A 10433-nucleotide genomic window follows, 5' to 3' on the forward strand; every position below is an offset into this window, starting at 1 on the left:
ATACATCGACCGGAAACCACACGCCATGCGGCTTGAGCCAGGCGTTCAGGTGATCAAGGACGATGCCGGGCTCGACCGTGACGGTCATTGCCTCCATGTCCAGCGTCAGCACGCGGTTCAGGTATTTGCTGTTGTCGATGACCAGTGCGGCGCCGACGGTCTGCCCGCACTGCGACGTGCCGGCGCCGCGCGGCAACAGCGGCACATGCAGTTCGCGGCAGATGGCGATGGCAGCGCGCACATCGTCCACGGTCCTGGGCACCAGCACGCCGACCGGCTCGATCTGGTAGATCGACGCATCGGTGGCATAGCGCGCCCGCGATCCGCGGTCGAACTTGACCTCGCCCTGCACCGCCCGGCGCAAGCGTGCCGACAGTTCATTGACATAGGGGCTGGGCTTGATCAGGACCTGGTCCGTGACGGGTGCGTTCATGGGATGCGGGACAGGTGTTGGTGAATGGGGTTCAGGGTTCAGGCGGCGCTGTTGCGGGGGCCTTGCTGGTCGGCGCGCAAGGCCTCCAGCACGGCCTCGCACTTGTGCTGAAGGTGGGTGCGCAGCAAGGCCACCAGCCGGGCTTCATCGCGTGCGCTCAATGCCTCTACCATCCCGGCATGGTCGCGGCAGGCGCGGTCCCATTTTTGCTGGTCGTAATTGGATCGGAAGCGCAGGTGCTGCATCCGGATGTTCAGTGTCTGGTAGGTCTGGGTCAGCAGCCGGTTGCGCGCCGCCAGGTTGATGCAATCATGGATGCGCCGATTGAGGCGGTAATACGCTGGCAGGTCGCGCCGCGCATGACAGGCCAGCATTTCGAAAGTCAGGGCCCGGATCTCGACGATTTCTTCATCCGAGATATTGCGGCAGGCCAGTTCGCCCGACAGCGCTTCCAGCGCACTCATCAGCTCGAAGCTCTCGCGCACATCGTCTTCGGACAAGGCCAGTACCTGCGCCCCGCGATTGGGTTCGATGGCGACCAGGCCCTGGGCCGCGAGCAGGCGGAATGCTTCGCGCAATGGAGTGCGGGACACGCCCAGCCGCTCGCACAGCGCGCGCTCGTTGAGCCGTGCGCCGGGCTTCAATTCGCCTTCGGTAATCAGCTCGCGCAAGCGCGCCGCCACGCTGGCGGGCAAGGTTGCGCGATCAGTCTCGGCGGCACCGGGCCGCGCGTCCTGCGATGGCATCAAGGAAACTGGTGGAGTCATTGGTATACCAAAAATATTTGGCTAAGCATAAATCTTTTAGCCCGAAAAACAAAGTGGGGATTAGCCAGTGATCGCCCGTCGTCGCTTCGCATTCCTCTCTATGAAGGTAACAGGAATGCCCCCTGTAATGATGCTGCTATGCAATATGAAACTTGCTTGTCACGGCCGGACAAGCTCACTACTATCAGTTTTTGTATACCAACTGTCCTGGGGTTTGCTGATGATTTCCCTTAATTCCCATCCATCCGGTCGTCACTTCCTGCAGATCCCCGGTCCCAGCCCGGTACCGGACCGTATTTTACGGGCGATCGACAACGCCACCATCGACCACCGCGGGCCGGAATTTGCCGCGCTCGGCAAAGCGGTCATCAGCGGCATGCAGCAGATTTTTCGTACCAGTGGCAATGTGGTCATTTATCCGTCGTCGGGTACCGGCGCCTGGGAAGCGGCGCTGGTCAACACCATGTCGCCGGGCGACCTGGTACTGATGGTCGAGACCGGTCAGTTCGCGACCTTGTGGAAGAAGATGGCGGACAAGCTGGGCGTGCGCGTCGAGTTCATTGCCGGCGACTGGCGCCACGGTGTCGACCCGATGGCGGTCGAGGCGCGGCTGGCACAGGACAAGGGCCACGAGATCAGGGCAGTGTGCGTGGTGCACAACGAGACATCGACTGGCAGCACCAGCCGCATCCATGAAGTGCGCAAGGCAATCGACCGCGCCGGCCATCCGGCCTTGCTGATGGTCGATACCGTGTCGGGCCTGGGCTGCGCCGACTACCGTCATGATGAATGGGGCGTGGACGTTTCCGTATCCGGTTCTCAAAAAGGCCTGATGATGCCGCCCGGCCTGTCCTTCAATGCCGTCAGCGCAAAGGCGCTGGCTGCCGCCGCGCAGGCGCGGCTGCCACGTTCCTACTGGGATTGGGCCGAGATGGTGGCGATCAATCCGAGCGGCTATTTCCCCTATACGCCGTCGACCAACATGCTGTACGGCCTGGTCGAAGCGATTGCGATGTTGCTGGAGGAAGGACTCGAGAATGTCTTTGCCAGGCACCAGCGGCACGCCGAGGCGACCCGGCGTGCGATCCGCGCCTGGGAGCTGGAAATACTGTGCCTGGAACCGGCCGAGTACAGCCCGGTGCTGACCGCGGTCGTCATGCCGGACGGGCATAACGCCGACCGGTTCCGCAAGGTGGTCCTGGAAAATTTCAACATGTCGCTGGGTCAGGGCCTGGGCAAGCTGTCCGGCCGGGTATTCCGCATCGGCCACCTTGGCGACTTCAATGACCTGACACTGTGCGGCACGCTGTCCGGGGTTGAAATGGGCCTGGGCCTGGCTGGCGTGCCGCATAGCAAGGGGGGCGTACAGGCGGCGATGGCCTACCTGGCCGAAACTGCGGCGCCGGCGGTGGTCAAGGCGGGGTGAGCAATGGCTGGGTGACAGGCAGCGCCACGCCGGCATCATGACAAGAGTTTCAAGCAACACAAACCAAGGCGCAAGCCTGAAGACCAAAGACCGAAGACTTCAAGCAAGACAATGACAACCGGAGGAGACACCATGAAACGCACTATTTTTTCCGCAAGCCTTGGCGATTCACTGCGCGGCCTGACCGCGCTCACCTTGTGCGCAGGCGCGCTGCTGGGAATTGCCGCGCCGGCGACGGCGCAGGTCGAAATCAAGCTCGGCCACGTCGGCGAGCCGGGCTCGCTGTTCCAGTTGAGCGCCGACGAATATGCGAGGCGCGCCAACGCCAAACTGGGCAACAAGGCCAAGGTCGTGGTGTTCGGCTCCAGCCAGCTTGGCGGCGACAAGGAAATGGTCCAGAAGCTCAAGCTCGGCACCATCGACATGGCATTGCCGTCGACCGTGATGTCGTCCGAAGTCGACCTGTTCGGCATCTTCGAGTTGCCCTACATCGTCAAGGACCGCCAGCACATGGGCCGCATCGAGAAAGATCTTTTCTGGCCCAGCATCGCACCGGCTGCGGAAAAGAAAGGCGTGAAGATCCTGGCGGTATGGGAAAACGGCTATCGCCATATCACCAACAACAAGCGCCCGATCAAGGTGCCGGATGACCTCAAGGGCATCAAGCTGCGCGTGCCGGAAGGCAAATGGCGCGTCAAGATGTTCCAGCAATACGGCGCCAATCCGAGCCCGATGAAGTTTTCCGAATTGTTCACTGCCTTGCAGACCGGCGTGATGGATGGCCAGGAAAATCCGTTCACCCAGATCTATTCCGCCAAGTTGCAGGAAGTGCAGAAATTCATGTCGCTGTCCGGACACGTCTATACGCCGGCTTACCTGACTGTCGGCACCCGCCGCTACAACGGCCTGCCGGCTGACGTGCGCAAAGTGCTCGAAGACACCGCCAAAGAGACCCAGGCCTATGTCTATGCAACGGCAATCAAGGGCGAAACCGACTTGCTCGACAAGCTCAAGAAAGCCGGCATGCAAGTCAATGAAGTCGACAAGAACGCCTTCATCGCCGCCAGCAAGCCGATCTATGACGAGTTCAGCCGTGAAGTTCCTGGCGCCAAGGATTTGATCGACCGTGCGGTCGCACTCGGCAAATAAACCGGCATCGCGAGAGAAAACAACATGAGTGAATCCTTGTCGCAAGCAGGAGGCAGCGCAACCCAGCGGTTCCGGGATCGCTATGGCCGCATCCTGGAGTGGGTGGTCGGCGGCCTGATGGTGGTCCTGGCGGTTGAAGTGACGTTCTGCATCGTGTTTCGCGTCGTGGGCAACTCGCTGGTGTGGTACGACGAGGTCGCCTCGGTGCTGCTGGCCTGGCTGACGTTTTACGGTTCCGCCCTGGCGTCCGTCAAGCGCGGTCATATCGGCTGCCCCGAGGTGATCGAGCAGTTCGCGCCCGGAACCCGGCGCGTATTCGAAATCATTGCCCAGGTCCTGACGATTGCGTTCTTCGCGTTGCTGGGATGGGTCGGCCTGACCATCCTGCCGGCGCTGGTCGGCGAGTCGCTGGTGAGCCTTCCGATCCCGATGACCGTGGTGCAGTCGGTGATCCCGATTTCCGCGGCGCTGATCCTGGTCGCCGAAGTCACCTACCTGATCGACCTGCTTGGCGATGGGTCGCGGCAGCATGGGCCGGCGGTGGGGCCGACGCTGTCCGACGGCCTGCACTGACCCGGGAGAACGAACATGACAACCATGCTGGTTCTATTCGGGGCGGTGCTGGGTCTGGTGCTGATCAATGTGCCGATCGCGGTATCTTTGGGGATCGTGGCGACCATCGCCATGTTGGTCAGCCAGGGTACCGACTCGCTGCCCAACCTGGCCGTCGTTACCTACAATGGCGCGACCAATTTTCCGCTGCTGGCGATTCCCTTGTTCATCCTGGCCGGCGCGATCATGAATGCGTCGGGCATCTCGCAGCGACTGATTGCGTTTGCCTCTGCCTTGTTTGGCTGGGTGCGGGGCGGACTGGCGCACGTCTCGATCGGCTCCTCGCTGTTCTTCGCCGAGATATCCGGCTCGGCCGTGGCGGATGTCGCCGCACTCGGATCGATCCTGATTCCCGGCATGAAAAGCAAAGGCTATCCGGCGCCGATGGCCGCCGCCGTGATGTCGTCGGCTGCCACGCTGGCGGTGATCATTCCACCGTCGATCCCGATGATCCTGTATGCGGTGATGGCTGAAACATCGGTGGTGCAGCTGTTCGTCGCCGGCGTCGTGCCGGGCCTGATCGGTGCGATGGGCCTGATGTGCATGGCATCGTTCCTGGCTCGTCGCTACAACTTGCCCCGCGGCGATGCCTTCTCCTGGGAGCGGGTGCGCAAGACCGCGCGTGAAGCACTGTGGGCATTCGCCTTGCCGCTGATTATCCTGGGCGGCATTTTCGGTGGCGTGGTGACAGCGACGGAAGGTGCAGCACTGGCCGTGGTTGCCGCACTGTTCATCGGCCTGGCAGTGTATCGGGAGCTCGACCTCAAGCACCTGCGGCTGGCGGTGGTGGAGGGCGGGATGCAGACCGCGGTGGTGATGTTGCTGGTTGCGACCAGCGCCTTGCTCGGCACCTACCTGACCGAAGTACAAGCGCCGCAACAACTGGCAAAGGCAGTGTCGGACTTCACCAGCAACAAGTGGGTGGTGCTGGCCTTGCTCAATGTCGTGTTCCTGTTCCTGGGCATGTTCCTGCATTCGGCCGCGGCAATCATCCTGGTGATTCCGATCGTGATGCCATTGGTCAAGCTGGTCGGCATCGACCCGGTGCATTTCGGCCTGATCGTGACCATCAACCTGGGCATCGGCCAGCAAACGCCGCCGGTTGCCAGCGTACTGATGGTGGCAAGCTCGATCGCCAAGGCGTCGGTGTGGGAAGTCACGCGCGTCAATATCTGGTTCATTGCCGTGTTGGTGGCGGTGCTGATGCTGGTGACGTATGTGCCGATAACCGGCATGGGCCTGGTGGAATACTTCTATCGATAGCAGGCAAAGCAGCGGCCCGGGTCCGGCGCAGGCATTGTCCGTGCGCCGGACACCGGGCTTTCATCATCGGTCCGGCAAGGCCGGAAATTTTTTCCATGGAGTCGCACCATGAGCAACGGCCAAGTCCATCTGTCGATCCATAACGGCGTTGCGCAGATCCTGATCGACCGCCCGCAAGCGCGCAACGCAATGACCTGGTCGATGTATGAAGAGCTTGGCCGCATCTGCGAGCAGCTGCGCGACCAGCCGGAAATTCGCGTGGCGACCATTCGCGGCGCGGGTGGCGAAGCCTTTGTCGCCGGAACCGATATCGAACAATTCCGCACCTTTGAAGGCGGCGAAGACGGCATCGCGTACGAGAAAGTCATCGACCAGCGCATTGGCCAGATAGAAGCATTGCCGATGCCCACGGTCGCCATTGTCGACGGCTGGGCAATCGGCGGCGGGCTTGCCATCAGCGCAGCTTGCGATTTCCGCATCGCCACGCCGAAGTCGGCATTCGGCTTGCCGATCGCCCGCACGCTGGGCAACTGCCTGTCGAGCAATAACGTCGCGCGGGTGGTCGCCGCCTTCGGTGTCGCCCGCGCCAAGCGCATGCTGCTGCTGGCCGAGACCATTCCAGCCGAGGAAGCAAAGGCATGCGGCTTTGTCACCGTCATTGCGCCGGCAGACGAACTCGACCAGCAGGCAGCCGCCATGTGCGCGCGGCTGGCGCAGCATGCACCGGTCACGATGCGGGTTTCCAAGGAAGCCATCCGGCGTGTCATTGCGCAAACAGTGCCCGAGGGTGACGACCTGGTCCGCGCCTGCTATGGCAGCCGCGATTTCATGATCGGCGTCAACGCCTTCCTCGACAAGAAGCGCCCCGAGTGGACGGGATCCTGATCGGTCGCACCATTGCTTGCAGCTAGCCGCAAGGCGGCAAGCAGGCCGGCTAAAAAAAGCGCCAAAGAACCCATTCAACAAAATCCAGGGCCAGACCAAAGGCACCACCAATGAATACGAACCAGGCTGCACCCGATCGACCCGGCCCGATGGCCGGCATGCGCGTACTGGAGCTGGCCCAGATCATGGCGGGTCCGACCTGCGGCATGATGCTGGCCGACATGGGCGCCGATGTCATCAAGGTGGAAAAGCTGCCCGGCGGGGATGACTCCCGCGCGTATCGGGAGCCGCTGGTCAACGGCGTGTCTGCGCCCTTCATGATCCTCAACCGCAACAAGCGCGGCATCGCGCTCAACCTGAAGACAGAGCAGGGACGGGAAGTTCTGCTGCGCATGGTCAAGGATGCCGATGTGCTGATCGAAAATTACCGGCTGGGCACCATGGACAAGCTCGGCCTGGGCTACGAAACGCTGCGCGCACACAATCCCGGCCTGATTTATTGCTCCATCTCCGGCTATGGCCGTGACGGGCCCTTCGCCGACAAGGGCGGCTTCGACCTGATCGCCCAGGGAATGAGCGGCCTGATGTCCTTTACCGGCGAGCCGGGGCGCCCGCCTGTCAAGACCGGCAATTCGATCGCCGACATCAATGCCGGCATCCTGGCGGTGATTGGCGTGACCGCCGCCTATGTCCACAAGCTCAAAACCGGCCAGGGGCAAATGGTCGACACTTCCTTGCTGGAAGCCGGCCTGCAGCAAACCTACTGGCAGGCTGCGGTGTATTTTGCGAACGGAACATCAGTCGGCCCGACCGGCTCGGCCCATTTGCTGACCGCCCCATACCAGGCCTTCCAGGCCAGTGACGGCTGGATCAACATTGGCGGCGCAAACCAGGCCAACTGGGAGCGCATCGCCGAAGTGCTGGGCCATCCGGAATGGAAGGCAGACCAGCGCTTTGCCAGCAATACGGCCCGCATGGAAAACCTGCCGGCATTGTGCACTGCAATGAACGAGGTACTGATCACGCGCAGCAAATCGGAATGGATCGCCGCCTTCGATGCCGCCGGCGTTCCGGCCGGCCCGGTGCTATCGGTCGGCGAAGCGCTCAATCATCCGCAAACACTGGCGCGCCATATGGTGGTCGACCTGGTGCACCCGCAGGCCGGCCCGACCCGCGCCCTTGGTTGCCCGATCCATTTCTCGGAAACGCCAACGGCAGTGCTGCGGCATGCGCCCATGCTGGGGGAGCACACGCGGGAATTGCTGTCGGAATATGGCTACGACAAGGGCGAAATCGACGCGCTGGTCACCGCCGGTGTGGTCGCCGAGGCGGCTTCGGCATAAAAAGTTGTCGTAAAGCGCCGGAAGTTGTTGCTTGCGCGGCAAGAAAGACGTACAGTTTTTTACGCGCATCGGTCAACCATCCGATTACCGGGCACGTTGTGGAAGGAGTCGGTTCGCAAGTGCCGATTTCGCAGATCCACTTTCCTAACGTCAGACAAAAGGTTTAAAAATGAACAAAATCATTCTCGCGCTGGTTACGACCGTTTTCGCCGCTTCGGCTTTCGCAGCTTCGCACTCGGCTGCTCCTGCTGCTTCGGCTGCTTCGGCTTCCGCCAAAAAAGCTGATGCAAAGAAGCCAGCTGCAAAAGCAGACAAGAAAGCCAGTGCATCGGCTTCGGCATCCGCACCAAAAGCTGACAAGAAGTAATTTCAGCGCGCGTTTCGCGCGAAACCGCCCGCTCTCGTAGCGGGCGGTTTTTTTTCGCCTGCAAGGAAGTGCTGTCAGCACGCAGTAGTCGCGCCGGCGCATTTAATTCGGGGTGTTGCCGGTGGCTGTGACGATCATGGCAGGGTAGCAAAAGATCATAGCCAATCGGGCCGGTTTTACGAGACAATCACGGCGTACCCGATCATGCCTTGTGCTGTTGGGCAAGTTCACCGGGATCCCATAACAACAGGAGATAGACCAGATGCAACGTCGTTCATTTCTAAAAAATGCGGCAGTTGGCGCCACGGTCAGCGCCGTCGCCATGCCCGCATTCGCACAGACCCAGCCGACTGTTAACTGGCGCCTGGCTTCCAGCTTCCCGAAATCGCTGGACGTGCTGTTCGGCGCAGCGGACACATTCAGCAAGCGGGTTGCTTCGCTGACCGGTGGCAAGTTCAACATCCGCGTGTTTGCAGGCGGCGAAATCATCCCGGCGCTACAAGTGGTCGACGCAGTCCAGGCAGGCACGGTCGAAATGGGCCACACCGCCGGCTATTACTACTTTGGCAAAGACCCGGCGTTCTGCTTCGATACGGCGCTGCCCTTTGGCCTGACTTCGCGCCAGCAGACGGCATGGCTGATGAGCGGCGGCGGCATGGCGCTGATGCGCGATTTCTTCAAGGACTATGGCATCGTCAATTTCATGGGCGGCAATACTGGCACCCAGATGGGCGGCTGGTTCCGCAAGGAAATCAAGACCGTCAAGGACCTCCAGGGCCTGAAAATGCGCATCGCCGGCATGGCCGGGCGTGTGATGGGCAAGCTCGGCGTGGTGCCGCAGCAAGTGGCTGGCGCCGACGTCTACCCCGCGCTGGAAAAAGGTACGATCGATGCGGCTGAATGGGTCGGTCCTTACGATGACGAAAAGCTCGGCTTCAATCGCGTTGCGCCGTTTTACTACGCACCGGGCTGGTGGGAGCCAAGCGCCCAATTGTCTTTTTACGTGGGCATCAAGGAATGGGAAAAGCTGCCGAAGGAATACCAGTCGGCGCTGGAAGTGGCGACTTACGAGGCGCACACCGGCATGCAGGCTGAATACGATGCACGCAATCCGCAAGCCCTGGCGCGCTTGCTCAAGGCCGGCGTCAAGCTGCGTACATTCTCGGCGCCGATCATGGAGGCCGCTTTTAACGCAGCAACCCAGACTTACAATGAAGAGGCGGCCAAGAACCCCAAGTTCAAGAAGATCTACGAGCCATGGAAGGCCTACCGCCAGAACGTGAACCAGTGGTTCTCGGTTGGCGAAGCACCGATCCAGAACTTCATGCTTCGCTAGAAGTAAGCAGCAGCCTGGTCTCAGTCTGGCCGGGGCAATTGCCCCGGCCGGACGCAAAAGCCCGCAGCCTTCGCCGCGGGCTTTTTTTTGTGCGATGACAGACGGAGGGAAAGTTACCTGGCGCGCTGCGGATTTTGTGGGCGTCATGAATGTCTATCCAAGGCAGCAACAACAAAATGCCCGAAAGATCTTGCCGCACAAAAAGGAATGCAAATGAATATTGATACTGCGCTGGACACTGAATACCGCGGGAAAAGCTTGCGCGAGATTGCAAACGCCCCCGTTTCAGCTTTGCATGGCGTGAGCAGCAAGGCGGCCGACGCGCTGAAAGGCGCCTTTTCCGTCGAGACGGTGCGCGACCTGGCCAACCTGGACTGCGTCAATATTGCGCGCGCTATCGTCGCGCTGGCCGAGGCGGAAACCAGCATGGACAAGGAGCAGGCAGAGGAAATGCTGATCGATGACTCAGTGGAAATGAGCTTTCCGGCCAGCGATCCGCCAGCTGTTACATCCGGCATTACCCGCATTGAGGTGCCGCCGGACATGGCGCTGGCGCGCCTGGACCATCAGAATAGTCCTGCCATCGAGACCATCAAGGGTAAAGGCAAGGGCAAGGGATCCTGATCGCTGCGTCCGGTTGCCGCCCCGCAGGACGGATTTGACGTGGGTCAAATTTATTCCACAGTAAGTCTTTAGGATGACTAGTTGCAGCAAATCCAACCCGAGAGGCAGCCATGTTCAAAAAAATACTTGTACCCACAGACGGTTCCGAGCTGGCAGAAAAAGCAGTCAAGGCAGCAGTTGAATTTGCCCGCAGCGGTGGCGGCACACTGGTGGCCGTGAGCGTCGCCG

General features: G+C 61.0%; 12 protein-coding genes. 10 read left to right on the forward strand and 2 right to left on the reverse strand.

What is annotated here, in order from left to right:
* Together Q7T64_RS11145 and Q7T64_RS11150 are read right to left on the reverse strand one after the other, a co-directional pair.
* Positions 1–433: FAD-binding oxidoreductase (locus Q7T64_RS11145; protein ID WP_304795507.1), on the reverse strand; the 433-nt coding region annotated here is incomplete at its 3' end.
* Between the two features lie 38 nt (positions 434–471).
* Complete coding sequence (locus Q7T64_RS11150) at positions 472–1200, reverse strand: GntR family transcriptional regulator (protein WP_304795509.1); 729 nt, start codon at positions 1198–1200, stop codon at positions 472–474.
* Between the two features lie 220 nt (positions 1201–1420).
* Between Q7T64_RS11150 and Q7T64_RS11155 the strand changes: the two genes are divergently transcribed.
* From Q7T64_RS11155 to Q7T64_RS11200, 10 genes are all read left to right on the forward strand, one after another.
* Positions 1421–2626 (forward strand): alanine--glyoxylate aminotransferase family protein, encoded by a 1206-nt coding sequence (locus tag Q7T64_RS11155; RefSeq protein WP_304795511.1) that lies wholly within the window; start codon positions 1421–1423, stop codon positions 2624–2626.
* A gap of 132 nt (positions 2627–2758) precedes the next feature.
* Positions 2759–3775, forward strand: a complete 1017-nt coding sequence (locus tag Q7T64_RS11160; protein ID WP_304795513.1) for a TRAP transporter substrate-binding protein — start codon at positions 2759–2761, stop codon at positions 3773–3775.
* Between the two features lie 24 nt (positions 3776–3799).
* Positions 3800–4348 carry a TRAP transporter small permease gene (locus Q7T64_RS11165; protein WP_304795515.1) on the forward strand — a complete coding sequence of 183 codons (549 nt, stop codon included), beginning with the start codon at positions 3800–3802 and terminating at the stop codon, positions 4346–4348.
* A gap of 15 nt (positions 4349–4363) precedes the next feature.
* Positions 4364–5650 (forward strand): TRAP transporter large permease, encoded by a 1287-nt coding sequence (locus Q7T64_RS11170; RefSeq protein ID WP_304795517.1) that lies wholly within the window; start codon positions 4364–4366, stop codon positions 5648–5650.
* Between the two features lie 108 nt (positions 5651–5758).
* Positions 5759–6535 carry an enoyl-CoA hydratase/isomerase family protein gene (locus tag Q7T64_RS11175; RefSeq protein WP_304795519.1) on the forward strand — a complete coding sequence of 259 codons (777 nt, stop codon included), beginning with the start codon at positions 5759–5761 and terminating at the stop codon, positions 6533–6535.
* A gap of 110 nt (positions 6536–6645) precedes the next feature.
* Positions 6646–7878 (forward strand): CaiB/BaiF CoA-transferase family protein, encoded by a 1233-nt coding sequence (locus tag Q7T64_RS11180; protein WP_304795521.1) that lies wholly within the window; start codon positions 6646–6648, stop codon positions 7876–7878.
* A gap of 169 nt (positions 7879–8047) precedes the next feature.
* On the forward strand, positions 8048–8245 hold the full coding sequence (locus tag Q7T64_RS11185) for a hypothetical protein (protein ID WP_304795523.1): 198 nt from the start codon (positions 8048–8050) through the stop codon (positions 8243–8245).
* Positions 8246–8507: 262 nt separating this feature from the next.
* Positions 8508–9581, forward strand: a complete 1074-nt coding sequence (locus Q7T64_RS11190; RefSeq protein ID WP_304795525.1) for a TRAP transporter substrate-binding protein — start codon at positions 8508–8510, stop codon at positions 9579–9581.
* Positions 9582–9794: 213 nt separating this feature from the next.
* Complete coding sequence (locus tag Q7T64_RS11195) at positions 9795–10205, forward strand: hypothetical protein (protein ID WP_304795527.1); 411 nt, start codon at positions 9795–9797, stop codon at positions 10203–10205.
* A gap of 110 nt (positions 10206–10315) precedes the next feature.
* On the forward strand, positions 10316–10433 hold a 118-nt coding region (locus Q7T64_RS11200; protein WP_304795529.1), incomplete at its 3' end, for a universal stress protein.

The organism is Lacisediminimonas sp. (assembly GCF_030645335.1).
Taxonomy (GTDB): Bacteria; Pseudomonadota; Gammaproteobacteria; order Burkholderiales; family Burkholderiaceae_D; genus Lacisediminimonas.

Bases quoted from the DNA above. Each gene is read 5' to 3' on its own strand.
- Q7T64_RS11150 (WP_304795509.1), bottom strand. From the start codon at position 1,200: ATGACTCCACCAGTTTCCTTGATGCCATCGCAGGACGCGCGGCCCGGT.
- Q7T64_RS11155 (WP_304795511.1), top strand. From the start codon at position 1,421: ATGATTTCCCTTAATTCCCATCCATCCGGTCGTCACTTCCTGCAGATC.
- Q7T64_RS11160 (WP_304795513.1), top strand. From the start codon at position 2,759: ATGAAACGCACTATTTTTTCCGCAAGCCTTGGCGATTCACTGCGCGGC.
- Q7T64_RS11165 (WP_304795515.1), top strand. From the start codon at position 3,800: ATGAGTGAATCCTTGTCGCAAGCAGGAGGCAGCGCAACCCAGCGGTTC.
- Q7T64_RS11170 (WP_304795517.1), top strand. From the start codon at position 4,364: ATGACAACCATGCTGGTTCTATTCGGGGCGGTGCTGGGTCTGGTGCTG.
- Q7T64_RS11175 (WP_304795519.1), top strand. From the start codon at position 5,759: ATGAGCAACGGCCAAGTCCATCTGTCGATCCATAACGGCGTTGCGCAG.
- Q7T64_RS11180 (WP_304795521.1), top strand. From the start codon at position 6,646: ATGAATACGAACCAGGCTGCACCCGATCGACCCGGCCCGATGGCCGGC.
- Q7T64_RS11185 (WP_304795523.1), top strand. From the start codon at position 8,048: ATGAACAAAATCATTCTCGCGCTGGTTACGACCGTTTTCGCCGCTTCG.
- Q7T64_RS11190 (WP_304795525.1), top strand. From the start codon at position 8,508: ATGCAACGTCGTTCATTTCTAAAAAATGCGGCAGTTGGCGCCACGGTC.
- Q7T64_RS11195 (WP_304795527.1), top strand. From the start codon at position 9,795: ATGAATATTGATACTGCGCTGGACACTGAATACCGCGGGAAAAGCTTG.